This window comes from Pseudomonas izuensis, assembly GCF_009861505.1.
GTDB classification, from domain to species: Bacteria; Pseudomonadota; Gammaproteobacteria; order Pseudomonadales; family Pseudomonadaceae; genus Aquipseudomonas; species Aquipseudomonas izuensis.
In genome coordinates this window covers 251,180-266,233 of sequence record NZ_WTFT01000009.1, presented here as the reverse complement: position 1 = coordinate 266,233, position 15,054 = coordinate 251,180, and the positions used below count along the sequence as shown (strand labels likewise).

14 protein-coding genes are annotated in these 15,054 nt (G+C 60.5%); 9 read left to right on the top strand and 5 right to left on the bottom strand.

Features of this window, described 5'->3' with window-relative positions:
* Positions 1–248: 248 nt before the first annotated feature.
* The 5 genes from fabB to GPL81_RS09965 form a co-directional block, all read right to left on the bottom strand.
* Positions 249–1,469, bottom strand: a complete 1,221-nt coding sequence (gene fabB, locus GPL81_RS09985) for a beta-ketoacyl-ACP synthase I (protein WP_160106596.1) — start codon at positions 1,467–1,469, stop codon at positions 249–251.
* 11 nt (positions 1,470–1,480) lie between these two features.
* Positions 1,481–1,996, bottom strand: a complete 516-nt coding sequence (fabA, locus tag GPL81_RS09980; protein WP_003179264.1) for a 3-hydroxyacyl-[acyl-carrier-protein] dehydratase FabA — start codon at positions 1,994–1,996, stop codon at positions 1,481–1,483.
* A gap of 247 nt (positions 1,997–2,243) precedes the next feature.
* Positions 2,244–4,145, bottom strand: coding sequence for an ATP-binding protein (locus GPL81_RS09975; protein WP_160106595.1), 1,902 nt, complete (start codon positions 4,143–4,145; stop codon positions 2,244–2,246).
* Positions 4,142–5,074, bottom strand: a complete 933-nt coding sequence (locus tag GPL81_RS09970; RefSeq protein ID WP_160106594.1) for an ABC transporter substrate-binding protein — start codon at positions 5,072–5,074, stop codon at positions 4,142–4,144. Before GPL81_RS09970 ends, GPL81_RS09975 begins: the two co-directional genes overlap by 4 nt.
* Before the next feature lies 1 nt (position 5,075).
* Positions 5,076–7,199: a TonB-dependent receptor plug domain-containing protein gene (locus GPL81_RS09965; RefSeq protein WP_160106593.1), complete on the bottom strand. Its 2,124-nt coding sequence runs from the start codon at positions 7,197–7,199 to the stop codon at positions 5,076–5,078.
* Between the two features lie 196 nt (positions 7,200–7,395).
* On the opposite strand from GPL81_RS09965, the gene GPL81_RS09960 reads away from it, so the two are divergent.
* The 9 genes from GPL81_RS09960 (at position 7,396) to GPL81_RS09920 (ending at position 15,027) form a co-directional block, all read left to right on the top strand.
* Complete coding sequence (locus GPL81_RS09960; RefSeq protein ID WP_160106592.1) at positions 7,396–8,421, top strand: NAD(P)H-dependent glycerol-3-phosphate dehydrogenase; 1,026 nt, start codon at positions 7,396–7,398, stop codon at positions 8,419–8,421.
* 30 nt (positions 8,422–8,451) lie between these two features.
* A complete protein-coding gene (locus GPL81_RS09955) occupies positions 8,452–8,799 on the top strand; it encodes a DUF4389 domain-containing protein (protein ID WP_096509505.1) in 348 nt (115 codons plus the stop codon).
* Positions 8,796–9,251 (top strand): phosphohistidine phosphatase SixA, encoded by a 456-nt coding sequence (gene sixA, locus GPL81_RS09950; RefSeq protein WP_096509506.1) that lies wholly within the window; start codon positions 8,796–8,798, stop codon positions 9,249–9,251. The genes GPL81_RS09955 and sixA overlap by 4 nt, the downstream gene beginning before the upstream one ends.
* Before the next feature lie 219 nt (positions 9,252–9,470).
* Positions 9,471–11,138, top strand: a complete 1,668-nt coding sequence (locus GPL81_RS09945; RefSeq protein WP_160106591.1) for an AMP-binding protein — start codon at positions 9,471–9,473, stop codon at positions 11,136–11,138.
* A 31-nt stretch (positions 11,139–11,169) separates the two neighbouring features.
* The gene (locus GPL81_RS09940) at positions 11,170–11,613 is read left to right on the top strand and encodes a hotdog fold thioesterase (protein ID WP_160106590.1); all 444 of its coding nucleotides are present in this window, start codon (positions 11,170–11,172) and stop codon (positions 11,611–11,613) included.
* Between the two features lie 234 nt (positions 11,614–11,847).
* A complete protein-coding gene (locus GPL81_RS09935; protein WP_160106589.1) occupies positions 11,848–12,651 on the top strand; it encodes an alpha/beta fold hydrolase in 804 nt (267 codons plus the stop codon).
* Positions 12,648–13,502, top strand: a complete 855-nt coding sequence (locus GPL81_RS09930) for an alpha/beta hydrolase (protein ID WP_160106588.1) — start codon at positions 12,648–12,650, stop codon at positions 13,500–13,502. The genes GPL81_RS09935 and GPL81_RS09930 overlap by 4 nt, the downstream gene beginning before the upstream one ends.
* A gap of 50 nt (positions 13,503–13,552) precedes the next feature.
* A complete protein-coding gene (locus tag GPL81_RS09925) occupies positions 13,553–14,212 on the top strand; it encodes a glutathione S-transferase family protein (protein ID WP_160106587.1) in 660 nt (219 codons plus the stop codon).
* 8 nt (positions 14,213–14,220) lie between these two features.
* A complete protein-coding gene (locus GPL81_RS09920; RefSeq protein ID WP_160106586.1) occupies positions 14,221–15,027 on the top strand; it encodes a DUF4892 domain-containing protein in 807 nt (268 codons plus the stop codon).
* Positions 15,028–15,054 lie beyond the last annotated feature (27 nt).

Sequence of the window (15,054 nt, the reverse complement as noted above, 5' to 3'; positions counted from 1 at the left end):
CGACATTCAGTCGCAGAGCGTTGGGTTTCATGACAAAAGCTTCATGTTTGGAAGTGGCATAGACCCCTGTGGGAGCTGGCTTGCCAGCGATTGCGATGTGTCAGGCTATGGTGATATTGGCTGTGCCGGCGTCATCGCTGGCAAGCCAGCTCCCACAGGGGTTTATATTTGCCGCGAGGTTTTCTTCAGGCGAAAAAAACGCCCCGAACCAGTCGGGGCGTTTTTTTGTGCGGCTCAGCGGCGGGGTATTACTTGCCCTGCCAGCGCTTCAGTACCAGGGTGGCGTTGGTGCCACCGAAACCGAAGCTGTTGCTCATCACGGTGTCGATGGTGGCGTTTTCGCGGGTCTTGGTCAGCACCGGCAGGTCGGCCACTTCCGGGTCCAGCTCGTCGATGTTGGCGGAGCCGGCAATGAAGTTGCCTTCCATCATCAGCATGCAATAGATCGCTTCGTGGACGCCGGCGGCGCCCAGGGAGTGACCCGACAGGCTCTTGGTGGAGCTGATGGCCGGCGCCTTGTCACCGAACACTTCACGCACACCTTTCATTTCCGCGACATCGCCGACCGGGGTCGAAGTGCCGTGGGTGTTCAGGTAGTCGATCGGGGTGTCGACGGTGGACAGCGCCTGCTGCATGCAGCGGATCGCGCCTTCGCCACTCGGGGCAACCATGTCGTAGCCGTCGGAAGTCGCGCCGTAGCCGACGATTTCCGCGTAGATCTTCGCGCCACGGGCCAGAGCGTGCTCCAGCTCTTCGACGACGACCATGCCGCCACCACCGGCGATGACGAAGCCGTCACGGTCGGCGTCGTAGGCGCGGGAGGCTTGTTCCGGCGTGTCGTTGCGCTTGCTGGACAGGGCGCCCATGGCGTCGAACAGGAACGACTGGCTCCAGTGCTCTTCTTCACCGCCGCCGGCGAATACGATGTCCTGCTTGCCCATCTGGATCTGTTCCATGGCGGTACCGATGCAGTGAGCACTGGTGGCGCAGGCAGAAGCGATGGAGTAGTTCAGGCCCTTGATCTTGAACGGGGTGGCCAGGCAAGCGGAAACGGTGCTGCTCATGGTCCGCGTCACACGGTATGGGCCGACGCGCTTGACGCCTTTTTCGCGCAGGATATCCAGCGCTTCCATCTGGTTCAGCGTGGACGCGCCACCGGAACCGGCGATCAGACCGGTACGTGGGTTGGACACTTGCTCTTCGGTCAGGCCGGAGTCAGCAATGGCGTCTTTCATGGCCAGGTAGGCATAAGCCGCTGCGTGGCCGACGAAGCGATAAATCTTGCGATCGATCAATTCTTCAAGGTTGAGGTCAATGGAGCCGGAAACCTGGCTACGCAGACCCATTTCGGCATATTCCGGGTTGAACCGGATGCCAGGGCGGCTTGCACGCAGGTTAGCGGAGACGGTCTCTTTGTCATTGCCCAGGCACGAAACAATGCCCAGACCAGTGATAACGACGCGGCGCATGCGAATAACCCTTAGAAGTTGTCAGTGGAGGTGAATACGCCGACCCGGAGGCCTTCGGCGGTGTAGATTTCGCGACCGTCGACAGTTACCGAACCGTCGGCGATGGCCAGGTTCAGCTTGCCCTTCAGGACACGCTTGATATGAATGTTATAGGTGACTTTCTTGGCGGTCGGCAGGACCTGGCCGAAGAACTTCACTTCGCCCGAACCCAGGGCGCGACCACGGCCCGGCAAGCCTTGCCAGCCGAGGAAGAAGCCGACCAGTTGCCACATGGCGTCGAGGCCCAGGCAGCCCGGCATCACCGGATCGCCTTCGAAATGGCAGGCGAAGAACCACAGGTCCGGAGTGATATCCAGCTCGGCGACCAATTCACCTTTGCCGTACTTGCCACCTTCTTCGCTGATCAGGGTGATGCGATCGACCATCAGCATGTTCGGGGCGGGCAGTTGCGCGTTACCTGGGCCGAACAGCTCACCGCGACTGCAGCGCAGCAGGTCTTCCCGGGTAAAGGCGTTTTGTTTGGTCATGCGAGCTCCTCAATAGTCCCATGCGGCAGGTGGGGCAAATCTTCCCGGCCGATCGAAGCGTTCATGCCTCGAACCGGCAGCCTACTCATAGACTATTGCGTTGTGGTGAAAGTCACAGCACCAAGGACATGAATGTACACTTGTGCACTGAAATTATTATTCAAGCCCCTTTTCGGGCCTGTTCGGGTGCCTAAGACTGCCGCACTTTCGCCTTTCACGCCAGTCGCAGATGCTCGAAAGGCCTGTACTACTGCACCCAGCGCTGCAGAATCTGCTGAAGATCATTACGTTTGAAGGGCTTGGCCAGATAATCGTTCATCCCCGCCGACAAACAGGCTTCGCGATCGCCCTGCAAGGCATTGGCGGTCAGGGCAATGATCGGCAAGTCGGTGCAACCAGGCAGTTGGCGAATCTGTCGGGTGGCCTCGTAGCCATCGATGACCGGTAATCGACAGTCCATCAGAACCGCTTCGAAAATCAGGCTCTCGGCACTGCGCACCGCCTGTGCGCCATCGGCGGCGACGCTGACAGTAAAGCCCAGGCTGCGCAACATGGCTTCGATGACCGTCTGATTGACCGGATTGTCTTCGACCAGCAACACATTGCGGCCATCGCCATCACCATTGCCTGTCGGTGCCCGCGGGACTGGAACCTGGAGTGGCTGCTGATAAAGCGCCAGCGGGATTTCCAGGGTGAATACCGAGCCACGGCCTTCTTCGCTCTGGGCGCGCAGGGTGCCGCCCATGCGCTCGGCGAGGGTACGGGCAATCGGCAGGCCCAGGCCGGTGCCACCGTAACGTCTTGAAATAGAACTGTCGGCCTGCTGGAACGCGTTGAACATCAATTCCAGGTTTTCGGTCGCAATGCCGATCCCGCTGTCGCGCACGGTGCAGGTGAACCACACCAGTTCATGATCCAGCGACTGCCACTGCGGTTCGATAGACACGCGGCCCTGCTCGGTGAACTTCAGGGCGTTACCGATCAGGTTGACCAGAATCTGCCGGATCCGCGTCGGGTCGCCCTGGACCTGCAACTCGCGCATGTCTTGCGCAATCTGCAATTGCAGATCGAGCCCGCGTTGCGCGGCGCTGTGCTGGAACGACTGGGCGCAGCTGCCGATCAAGTCGGCAAGGTTGAACGGAATGTGTTCCAGTTCCAGTTCCGAGCGCTCGATGCGCGAGAAATCCAGAATATCGTTGATGACTTTGAGCAAATGCTCGGTGGACTCCGACGCCAGCGCCGCGTATTCGACTTGCTCCGGGGTCATCTCGGTGGTTTCCAGCAGCTGCAACATGCCCAGCACGCCATTCATCGGCGTGCGCAGTTCATGGCTCATCATGGCAAGGAAGTCGGACTTGGCATTGTTGGCTTTTTCCGCTTCTTCACGGGTCTGGATCAGTTGCGCCATGGCCTGGTGCTGTTCGCGACTGGCCTGTTCGAGACCGCTGGCCAGGTTATTGATGTGTTGCGACAAGGCGCCCAGTTCGGTGTCGTCAACAATGGGCAGCGGCGTTTTGTAGTCCCCGTCCTGGATCGCCTTGACCGCATTGCCGATGTCGCGGATCGGTTGCGACAGGCTTCCCGCCAGGCGTCGGGCGAGGACGAAGGTAAACAGCAGGGCGAACAGCGCCAGAATCGCGGCCTTGAATAGAATTTCCTGCTGGCGTTGACTGAAGGCATCGCTGGACAGGCCGACGATCACCCGGCCCAGGTAATCCTCGGCGGGGCCGCTGGTGGCGATTTTGCTGTCCTGGAAAAAATCATTGTGCAGCGGGATCCGCTGCAGCCGTACCGGCGCCTGGAACACTTCGACCTGATGCGGGTGGGTATGGCTGGCCGACGGTTGCTCGACATACACCAGAATCCGGTTGTCATTGTCCTGGATTTCCAGAAACCGTACGTTGGGCGTGGCCAAGGTGGCCTTGAGCAGACTTTCCAGCACCTCGTTGTTGCCGGAAATCACCCCGTATTCGGTGGCCGGGGCCAATTGGTTGGCGATGAGTTGACCGGTGTGGTTGAGTTCCTGGCGCAGGTCCTGGATCCGCACGAAGGTAAAGAAGCTGATCAGCAGCAAGGTCAGCAAAAGGGCAGGGCCCAGACTGATCAACTGGGTGCGGGTGTTGATGTCCCAACGGCGACGGAAGGTCATGGACGGCGTTCTCTTTCAGCCAACAGTGTTGCGACAGAGGCTTCGTTTATCTGTTCAATACCTAATGAACGCGCCACCTGCGGGTTGCTTGAGACTTTGAAGCGAGGCGGGTAGTGCGTACGCGGCCACGTGGCGGGTGGCTGGTCGAGCAATTCATCGAGAATCGCCAGCCAATCACTCTGATCGCTGTAGGTGCTGGCCAGGCTCCCGGCCCTGACGAACCCGGCGTTGGGGCCGATCAGCGCCAGTTGTCGCGAATAGCTGCTGAGCAGCAGGTTTTTTGCGGTTTTCGGGTTGTACAGATCGGGGTCATCGAGGCCCAGCAACACATCACTGCTATTGAGCAAGGTTTGCAATGGACGACTGTCCTGGATGTTGTCCCAACGCTCGGTGACCACCTCGAGCCCGAGCGGATAAGCGGCCCGGCGCAGCTCTTTCAACAGAAATTCGCTGTGACTGTCATATAGCACGCCGACACGCTTGACCTGGGGCAGGAGCGTTCGGGTCAGGCGCAATTGGCGCTCCAGCGGCGGGTCGCTCCACAACAGGCTGAGGTGTGGGGGCACGCTGTCGCCCAGGTGTTGGCGCGCTTGCAAACGGCTGATACGCAGCACCAGTGTCGCAGGGCCCTGGGCGTCTTGCAGGCGCCAGTCAAGGCTTGGCAGGTCGAGCAGTATCAAACGGACATCGTCCGCGATTTTTCCTGGTGATGGCATGTCGGCCAGCGGCTGGAACCGTACATGATCGCCAGGGCGCAATGCGCGCAGGGCCTGGACGAAGGATTGCACGCCCGGGCTGTCTTCGGCGCCGGTCAACAGGATGTCCGCGGCGCCGGCTGACAGGCAAGCCAGCCAGCCACTGATCACCAGGCACAGCATCGCCAGCAGGTGGCCAACACCTGGCATCTTGCGTGGCGGACAATGATTCATCTTAAAAGACCAGCTCCGCGCTGAAATACATCACCCGACGTTCATCGTAATTGTTGTCGACGAAAGTGGTGGGCTGGTTGTCGAGGCGTTGCTGCATCACGCCGGCTAGCTCCAGGCTCGCCTTGCCCAGGCCGATGCGTTTGGCGATGCGTGTGTCGACACGTTCGAAGCGATAGTCGTTGAGGGCGTCGTCGCCATAGTAGAACAGTGCGCTGTTCCAGCCATGGCCCCAATCCCGCAGCCAACCGGCGGAACCGCTGTTGCGAGCGGTCTGTTGTGCGTCCAGCGGGTTGCTCGCGTCGGCATCGACGTAGGCATAGGTCAGGCGTAGTCGGTCGGCATTGCCGATTCTCCAGTCGAACTGGGTTTCAGCGCCCGAAAAGCGTGCCGAATTGGCGTTGCTCGCAATGTACTGATTGTTGCGTAGTGGCTCGCTGATCATTCCGGTGATTTCGTCATGAAACAGCTTCACATCGACGGCCATCCCCCATTCGGCAAAGTAGCCGTTGTAGCCCAGTTCCCGGGATCGCATGTGTTCTGGATCAAGGTTGCCGGGGCCGCGGGTCTTGACGAAATAGCGGGCGCTGGACTGGCCATACGCGCCGGGCTGCAGCTTCGTGACCTGGTAACTCCAATTGACGCTGTTCTCGAACATGTCAGGAGTACGGATGGCTTCGGAGTACACCGCGCGCAAACCGTGGCGCGGATTGATCAGGTAATTGACCGCTATCCGCGGGGTCAGCGAACTGCCGATCAAGCGGGAGTCTTCGAACATGGCTCCGCCCTGCAGCAGCCAGTGTTCGCTGGCACGCCATTCGAGTTGGCCGAATGTCCGCCAGGTGGTGTCGTCGAGGGTGCCATTGAAGTAGGTCTCGGAGTCTGCCCGGTCGTAACGATAGTTCAGGCCGCTGACCAGGCGCAGGCTATCGGACAGGCTCAGGGTATCTTGCAGTTCCAGATCGTAGCGTGTTTCCCGGGTGCTTTGATCGATGTCGCCGCAAACCGTCTGTCGAGCACCGTTGCGCCATTGGTCGAGTACCTGATTGGCCAATGCCTGCTGGGCAGGATCGCCGGCGGGCGCGCCGGGACCGATGAATTGCTCGATGTTGCGTGCCAGGCGTTCGGTGTAGTTCGGATTGAGTTGCCAGAGTTCGGTCAACTGCGGGCTGAACGAGACCTCGGCATCACAGGCACGCCAGGTTTGCTGGCGGTCCCAGTGCTGGGCCGTACCCTGGATGTACAGGCTGTGGTCGGGATTGATGTCGAGGTTCCAGCGCAGCGAGCCAGCGTAGTCCTTGGCGGTGACGTCGGAATTGTTACCAGAATTGGTAATCCCGGAAAACACCGGGCGGTAGGTATACGGCCGCTGGTTGCTGCCTTCCTTGGCGTTCAATTGCCAATCGATGCTTTGCCTTTCGCTGAGCGCCTGGCTGACGTCCAGGCTGAACCGGTTCAATCGGCGGCTATCGTGGTAATCGGCGCCGTTGCGATCGGTGTCGAAACCATCGTCCTGCTGGCCAGACAACGACAGGCGCAAATCGCCGTCATCCCAACCTACGCCCTGGCTGGCATAAAAGTCGTCGATGCCACGTTGGCCACGCGTGACTTTCATCCGCGTACCGTGGCTGTCGGCCGGATGGCGGGTGATGATATTGACCACCGCCATCAGGGCATTGGCGCCATAGCTGACGGTGTTCGGACCGCGGAATACCTCGATGCGCTCAATGTCTTCCATGGCCACCGGGATGTCGCTCCAGTCCACGATGGACAGTCCGGCACGATAGACCGAGCGGCCATCGATCAGCACCTGCATGCGCCGTGCCTGGGTGGCATTGGTCCCGTGATAGTTCACCACTGCCTGATTGCCGCTGATATTGCCGACCATCATGCCCGGCACCAGGCGCAGCACCTCGCTGATATCCCGGGCGCCACTGGCAGTGATCAGGGCATTGTCGATCACCGTCATGCTGCCCGGGACCGCGGCCGGCGACTGTTTCAGGCGTGTGGCCGTGAGCACCTGCGGCAACGGATCGCTGTCGAGGAACAGGTCGTCAGCGAGCAATGGCGAGCTGAAGACCAGCGCCAGTACCAGTGGCGAGCGGGGTGAAGGCGAGCCCAATGACACAACACGTCCTTGTTATTAATTATTGGCGCGCATGTTAACCGAGCCGGGTGACTTTTCCAGTCACGATGTCAGCACTTTCCTCGGTTTTATTGGACTTCTTCGCTCATGCGCGGGTAATTGACACGGGGGCTGGCCGCCACTGGGGGGCTCCGTATAATGCCGACATCGCCACTGGTATTGGATTAACGGATTGCATATGACTGAACAGCGCCCGATTGCGGTCCTGGGAGGCGGAAGTTTTGGTACCGCCGTGGCTAACCTGCTGGCCGAAAACGGTCATCAAGTCCTGCAGTGGATGCGTGACCCCGAACAGGCCGAGGCCATCCGGGTCAATCGCGAGAACCCGCGCTACCTCAAAGGCATCAAGATACTGCCCGGCGTGACGGCGGTCACCGACCTGCAAGCCACGCTGGAGGCGTGCGACCTGAGTTTCGTCGCGTTGCCTTCCAGTGCGTTGCGCTCGGTGCTGGCGCCGCACGCCGAACGGCTGCGGGGCAAGCTGCTGGTGAGCCTGACCAAGGGCATCGAAGCCCACACGTTCAAACTGATGAGCCAGATCCTCGAAGAGATCGCCCCGCAAGCGCGCATCGGCGTGTTGTCCGGGCCGAACCTGGCCCGTGAAATCGCCGAGCATGCGTTGACCGCCACGGTGGTGGCCAGTGAGGACGAAGAACTCTGTGAACGGGTTCAAGCCGTGCTGCATGGCCGTACCTTTCGTGTGTACGCCAGTGGCGACCGATTCGGCGTGGAGTTGGGCGGGGCGTTGAAAAACGTCTACGCGATCATCGCCGGCATGGCGGTGGCGCTGGACATGGGCGAGAACACCAAGAGCATGTTGATCACCCGGGCCCTGGCGGAGATGACCCGTTTCGCCGTGAACCAGGGCGCCAACCCGATGACCTTCCTTGGCCTGGCAGGCGTGGGCGATTTGATCGTCACCTGTTCGTCGCCAAAAAGTCGCAATTATCAGGTCGGGTTCGCCCTCGGCCAGGGTTTGAGCCTGGAGGAAGCGGTCAACCGCTTGGGTGAAGTGGCCGAAGGTGTGAATACCCTCAAGGTGCTCAAGGCCAAGGCCCAGGAAGTGGGCGTGTACATGCCGCTGGTCGCCGGGCTGCACGCTATCCTGTTCGAAGGGCGCACGCTTGAACAGGTGATCGGCCTGCTGATGCGCGGCGAACCGAAGACCGACGTCGACTTTATTTCCACCAGCGGCTTCAACTGAGCCCTCAACGCAACAGGAACGGAGCGAGACATGAGTGATCAAAAAGTAGAAGCCAAATACGAGTCCATCCTGCTGCGGGTGCTTTGGATGGTCGTCTTTGTGCTGGTCTGGCAAGTGGCGCAGTTCATCCTGGGCGCCGTGGTGCTGGTGCAATTGATCTATCGTTTGATCTATGGCGCCCCGAGCGCCAGCCTGATGAACTTCGGCGACAGCCTGAGCCAGTTCCTGGCGCAGATCGGTCGTTTCGGCAGTTTTCACAGCGACCAGAAGCCCTGGCCGTTTGCCGATTGGCCGACGCCGCGTACGCCGGAAGGTGAGGCACCGCATGTCGTGGCGCCAGCCCCGCATCCGGCCCGAGATGAGGAACCCAAGCTATGAAACTCTGGGTATTGCGTCATGGTGAAGCCGAACCACACGGCTCCAAGCCCCACGATTCGGAGCGGGAACTGACGGCCAACGGTCGTGAAGAAGTGCTGCGTACAGCCGCCAACCTGGTTGGCCAGCCGCTGACAGCGATTTATGCCAGTCCTTACATGCGAGCGCAGCAGACCGCGCACCTGGTAAAAGATGCTCTGGGTTTCGAACCGGAAATCCGCACCGTTGAGTGGTTGACCCCGGATTTCGATCCCGACAGGGTCACCGATCAACTGAAGTCGGTGACCAATGTACTGCTGGTTTCTCATAATCCGCTGGTGGGGAATCTGCTCAGTTACCTGCAACATGGCGCTGGCCATCCGCCGGAAAAAGTCAGTACCGCCGGCCTGGCCGAGCTGGAAAGCAATGAGCTGCTGATCGGGGCGATGAAGCTCAACAGCATCAAGCACCCATAACTGTTATTGCTTTTGTTTTTGTAGGAGCGAGCTTGCTCGCGATGTTCGTTAGCGTTAACGCTGGCAGTCTGGATGGACGCGGTGTCCTGAAGTCCATCGCGAGCAAGCTCGCTCCTACAGGGATCGCGGTGTTTGAAAAAAAATTGTCTGAAATAGCTAACCAAGCACTTGCTTGGTTGGCTACGCTTGCTCCACAACAAAAACAAAGGAGCGAGTCGCATGTCTGCTGCTTTTCGTTTGCCGTTGGACGTGTTCTACGAGCGGGAGGCGCGCCATCCGCGCCAGCGCTTTTTGGTCCAGCCTGTCGGTAACGGCCAGGTCGAGACCCTGACCTGGGCCGACGTCGGTTATCAGGCCCGCTGCGCGGCGCACTGGCTGCGGGCGCGGGAATTGCCCCAAGGCAGTCACATCGCCCTGATCTCGAAAAACTGTGCGCACTGGATCATTGCCGACCTGGCAATCTGGATGGCCGGGCATGTTTCAGTGCCCTTGTACCCAAACCTGACGGCCGAGTCGGTGGCCCAGGTGCTGGAGCACTCCGAAGCGGCGCTGGCCTTTATCGGCAAGCTCGACGACTGGCCCGGCATGTCCCGTGGGGTCAGCCCGGACCTTGTAACCATCAGCCTGCCGCTGCATCCGCCGGGGGACTTCGATTTCAGCTGGGCCGATCTGCAACGCAGTTCGCCGATTCAGGACGACCCGAAACCCGGCGCCGATCAACTCGCGACCATCATCTATACCTCCGGCACCACCGGCATGCCCAAAGGGGTGATGCACAGCTTCGGCAATCTGGGATTCGCCACCACTCACGGCACGCAATTGTTCAGCTTGAATGAATCGGATCGACTGCTTTCCTATCTGCCACTGTGTCACGTTGCCGAGCGGATGTTCGTCGAACTGGCGTCGATCTATACCGGGCAGACCGTATTCTTTGCCGAAAGCCTCGATACCTTCCTCGCCGATCTGCGTCGCGCCCGGCCGACGGCGCTGTTCGGCGTACCGCGTATCTGGACCAAATTCCAGATGGGTGTGTACAGCAAGATCCCGGCAAAACGCCTCGACTTCCTGCTTGGCCTGCCGATCATCGGCAAGCGGGTCGGGCACAAGGTGCTCGCCGGGCTGGGCCTCGACGCCTTGCGTGTGGCGTTGTCGGGCGCCGCTCCCGTGCCGCAGACCTTGCTGCTGTGGTATCGCAAACTCGGACTGGACGTGCTGGAGGTCTATGGCATGACGGAAAGCTGTGGCTACTCGCACATCTGTCTGCCGGGCCAGAACAAACCCGGCTGGATCGGCAAACCCTGCCCGGAGGTCGAGGTTCGAATCGATGAGTCGGGCGAGGTGCTGGTGCGTAGCGGCGCCACCATGCTTGGGTATTTCAAGGAACCGCAGAAAACCGCCGATACCCTGACCGAGGACGGCTTCCTGCGCACTGGCGACAAAGGCGAGGAAGACGCCGAAGGCAACCTGCGCCTGACCGGACGGCTGAAGGAAATCTTCAAGACCAGCAAAGGCAAGTACGTGGCGCCGGCGCCCATCGAAAACCGCCTGGCGGTGCATTCCCGCATCGAGCAGGTGTGCGTGGTGGGCGATGGCTTGAGTGCGCCGCTGGGCTTGTGCGTGCTCTCGGCGGTGGGGCAGCAGGATGCAGGGGAAGCGGCCCGCGCGGGCTTGCGCTCCAGCCTGGAAAAACTGCTGGAAGAGGTCAATGCGGTCCTCGATAAGCACGAGCGATTGCGGCGGCTGGTGGTGGTCAAGGACAGCTGGGCCGTGGAAAACGGCTTCCTCACGCCGACCCTGAAGATCAAGCGCAACGTGATCGAGGCCGCCTATGGCGCGCGCTTCGAAGAATGGAGCGAGCATAGCGAAGCGGTGCTGTGGCAGGATTGAGGCACGCATAAACCAACAAGGAAAATCAGCGATGAGCCTTTGGCGTACCACTCCCAACATTGAACAGTTGAACGCAATCCAGAAAAACACCATCGGCGAATTGCTGGATATCCGCTTCGAAGCCTTCGATGATGAATCCCTGACCGCGAGCATGGTCATCGACCACCGCACCCACCAGCCTTATGGCTTGCTGCATGGCGGTGCTTCGGTGGTGCTGGCCGAGTCCGTCGGCTCCATGGCCAGCTACCTGTGCATCGACGCCAGCAAGTTTTACTGCGTGGGCCTCGAAATCAACGCCAACCACCTGCGTGGCTTGCGCAGCGGGCGGGTGACGGCAGTGGCCAAGCCGATACATATCGGTCGCACGACCCATGTGTGGGATATCCGTTTGACCAGCGACGAGGGCAAGGCCAGTTGCGTGTCGAGGTTGACCATGGCAGTGGTGCCGCTGGGCGAAAATCCGCCTGCCCGTTGACCCCATACTCTGTAGGAGCGAGCCTGCTCGCGATGGTCGCCAACGATAACGCCGGGAGCCTGACACCCCGCGGCGTTCTTGAGTCCATCGCGAGCGGGCTCGCTCCTACAGTCAGTACAGGGATCGGTCATCACCATGGCCGGACTGTCATCATTCCTGTCAGTTACGGTCATTGCTGTAGTACGCGGTCTTACGGACAATCAACGCCTGATCTCGCTCATGGATTTGCCGGTTATGTCGCAACAGATATTTTTCGCCCACGCCAATGGTTTTCCTTCGGGCACCTACGGCAAATTGTTCGCGACGCTGGCGCCCGAGTATCAGGTGTCGCATCTGGAGCAGCATGCCCATGACCCGCGTTTCCCGGCGGATGACAACTGGTACAACCTGGTGGATGAGTTGATCCATCACGTGCAGCAACAGACCGAGCCGGTCTGGGGCGTTGGCCATTCCTTCGGCGGTGTACTGCATCTGCACGCAGCGTTGCGTTGCCCCGAGTTGTATCGCGGCGTGGTCATGCTCGACTCGCCGGTACTGTCCCGTGCCGATCAATGGGTGATCCGTGCGGCCAAGCGCTTTGGTTTCATCGACAAACTGACGCCCGCTGGCCGTACCCTGGGGCGACGCGAAGAATTCGCCGACCTCGAAAGCGCCCGTCGTTATTTCTCCGGCAAAACCCTGTTTCGCGGTTTCGACCCGGAGTGTTTCGACGCCTACCTGCAATACGGTTTGCAGCAGGTCGGCGACAAGTTGCGCCTGCGCTTCGACCCGGCCACGGAAATCAGCATTTACCGTGGCGTACCCCACACCAGCCCTGGCCGAACCGGGCAATTGAAAGTGCCGTTGGCGCTGGTTCGCGGCCGCAAGAGCCGGGTGGTGATGCGCTATCAAGCCAGTTCCGTTGGGCGCATGCCGCTGGGCGAAACCCTGACCATGCCAGGGGGCCACATGTTTCCCCTCGAACGCCCCCAGGACACCGCCGCAATGCTGAAAAATCTCTTCAGTCGCTGGGACGGTCGCCAGCAGGATTGCGCATGAGCAACGTTGTCGAAGAAATCCGCCTGAGCCTGCCGCACATCGAGTTGGCGGCACACCTGTTCGGCCCCGAAGACGGTTTGCCGGTGATTGCCCTGCACGGCTGGCTCGACAATGCCAACAGCTTCGCCCGGCTGGCGCGGAAGCTCAAAGGCCTGCGCATCATTGCCCTGGACATGGCCGGCCACGGTCATTCGGGGCATCGCCCGGCCGGTGCCGGCTATGCCATGTGGGACTATGCCCACGATGTGTTGCAAGTCGCCGAACAGCTTGGCTTGAAACGGTTTGCACTGATGGGACACTCCATGGGGGCGATCGCTTCGCTGATCATTGCCGGGTCATTGCCGGAGCGTGTCACGCATCTGGCGTTGATCGACGGCGTCATTCCTCCTACAGATAAAGGCGAAAATGCTGCCGAGCGCATGGGCATGGCCCTGCAGGCGCAACTGGACCTGCGGGAAAAAAGCAAACCGGTCTACAGCACCCTCGAACGGGCCATCGAGGCGCGCATGAAGGGGCTGGTCGCGGTCAGCCGCGAAGCCGCCGAGTTGCTGGCCCGGCGTGGCTTGATGCCGGTGCCGGGCGGTTACACCTGGCGCACCGACAATCGCCTCACGCTGCCATCGCCACTGCGGCTGACCACCGAACAGGCCATGGCCTTCGTCCAGCGCGTCGCTTGCCCTGCAAAACTGGTGGTTGCCGCCGATGGCATGCTCGCCAAACATCCCGAATTGCTGGAGCGTCTACCCTTTAGCCGTGAACAGCTGCCAGGCGGCCATCATTTGCACCTGAATGACGAGCCCGGTGCCGATCTTGTCGCAGACTGTTTCAATCGGTTCTTCGCCATTCCTTGACTTGCACCGGGCAACTGTCGAGGCTGGGCGGGTTGAAATGGGAGACAACCATGATAGATCTGTACACCGCTGCGACCCCGAATGGCCACAAGGTCTCTATCGTGCTCGAGGAACTCGGCCTGCCTTACACCGTGCATGCCTTGAGTTTCGACAAGAAGGAACAGAAGTCCCCGGACTTCCTCAAGATCAACCCCAATGGCCGGATCCCGGCGATTGTCGATCGCGCCAACGGCGATTTCGCCGTGTTCGAATCCGGCGCCATCCTGATTTACCTCGCTGAAATGACCGGCAAGTTATTGCCCGCCGACCCCAAGGGGCGCTCGGTCGCGTTGCAGTGGCTGATGTTCCAGATGGGCGGTATCGGCCCGATGCAGGGCCAGGCCAACGTGTTTTTCCGTTACTTTCCGGAAAAGCTCCAGGGTGCCATCGACCGCTATCAGCATGAAACCCGACGCCTCTACGAAGTGCTCGATACGCGCCTGCAAACCGTCGAGTTTCTCGCCGGCGAGTACAGCATCGCCGACATTGCGACGTTCCCCTGGGTGCGAGGCTACGAGTGGTCCGGTGTTTCGGTGGATGGACTGACGGCGTTACAACGCTGGATGGCGACCCTGGAAGCGCGGCCTGCGGTGCAGCGCGGTTTGCTGATTCCTGAACGCACCGATGACGCCAGCGTCGTCAAGGGTGCCCAGGCCATGCTGATCCGATGAGTCTATCGATGCGTTCCCTCAGTCTGCTGGCGCTGTGCAGTTTCAGTCCCCTGTTGTTTGCCGCTGATCTACCTGGCAGTCAGGACCTGCCGATCCTGCCACGCATGGCCGATGCACAGATCATCGACTATCGCCCGGCAGCCGAACTCGAACGGATTTATCCGCTCGGTTCGATCCGCAAGATCAGCGGCCAGTTGCGCTTCGATGGCCAGGTCAGTGCCCGTGGCAGCACCACGTCGGTGACTTACGAGTTGCCGCCGGAACATTCGTCCATCGACGCCTTCACCGCTGCTCGCGAAGCCTTGCAGAAGCAGGACGCCCAGTTGCTGTTCTGGTGCCAGGCCCGTGATTGCGGCGAGAGCAGCCTGTGGGCCAACGAGGTGTTCGGCAACGCCAAACTCTACGGCTCGGACAACGAACAGGCGTACCTGCTGTTGCGCCTGGCGGCACCGAAAGACAACACACTGGTGGCGCTTTACAGCATCACCCGCGGCAATCGCAAAGCCTACCTGCACGTTGAACAATTCGACGCTGCCGCACCGCTGGGTGTTCTGCTGCCGACCTCCGCGACCTTGCTGCGTGAACTCAAAAGCACCGGCGAACTCGATTTCCCCAACCTGACCCAGGCGCCGGATGACACCTGGTTGCGCCTGATCTCCCGTGGCCTGAATCTGGACACAACGCTGCGGGTCAGTGTTTCCGGAGCGAATGCCGAAGCCTGGCGCCAGGCGTTGATCGACCAGGGCGTGCGTGCGGCGCGGACGGAAACCGGTCGTGTTGAAGGCTCTGGCCTGCACATTGAACTGCTGCGATAAGCTTTATCAGGTGAACGCTTGTCAAAG

What these genes read in the sequence shown, in the direction of transcription:
- fabB (WP_160106596.1), bottom strand. Translation starts at nt 1,469, where the DNA reads ATGCGCCGCGTCGTTATCACTGGTCTGGGCATTGTTTCGTGCCTGGGC.
- fabA (WP_003179264.1), bottom strand. Translation starts at nt 1,996, where the DNA reads ATGACCAAACAAAACGCCTTTACCCGGGAAGACCTGCTGCGCTGCAGT.
- GPL81_RS09975 (WP_160106595.1), bottom strand. Translation starts at nt 4,145, where the DNA reads ATGACCTTCCGTCGCCGTTGGGACATCAACACCCGCACCCAGTTGATC.
- GPL81_RS09970 (WP_160106594.1), bottom strand. Translation starts at nt 5,074, where the DNA reads ATGAATCATTGTCCGCCACGCAAGATGCCAGGTGTTGGCCACCTGCTG.
- GPL81_RS09960 (WP_160106592.1), top strand. Translation starts at nt 7,396, where the DNA reads ATGACTGAACAGCGCCCGATTGCGGTCCTGGGAGGCGGAAGTTTTGGT.
- GPL81_RS09955 (WP_096509505.1), top strand. Translation starts at nt 8,452, where the DNA reads ATGAGTGATCAAAAAGTAGAAGCCAAATACGAGTCCATCCTGCTGCGG.
- sixA (WP_096509506.1), top strand. Translation starts at nt 8,796, where the DNA reads ATGAAACTCTGGGTATTGCGTCATGGTGAAGCCGAACCACACGGCTCC.
- GPL81_RS09945 (WP_160106591.1), top strand. Translation starts at nt 9,471, where the DNA reads ATGTCTGCTGCTTTTCGTTTGCCGTTGGACGTGTTCTACGAGCGGGAG.
- GPL81_RS09940 (WP_160106590.1), top strand. Translation starts at nt 11,170, where the DNA reads ATGAGCCTTTGGCGTACCACTCCCAACATTGAACAGTTGAACGCAATC.
- GPL81_RS09935 (WP_160106589.1), top strand. Translation starts at nt 11,848, where the DNA reads ATGTCGCAACAGATATTTTTCGCCCACGCCAATGGTTTTCCTTCGGGC.
- GPL81_RS09930 (WP_160106588.1), top strand. Translation starts at nt 12,648, where the DNA reads ATGAGCAACGTTGTCGAAGAAATCCGCCTGAGCCTGCCGCACATCGAG.
- GPL81_RS09925 (WP_160106587.1), top strand. Translation starts at nt 13,553, where the DNA reads ATGATAGATCTGTACACCGCTGCGACCCCGAATGGCCACAAGGTCTCT.
- GPL81_RS09920 (WP_160106586.1), top strand. Translation starts at nt 14,221, where the DNA reads ATGCGTTCCCTCAGTCTGCTGGCGCTGTGCAGTTTCAGTCCCCTGTTG.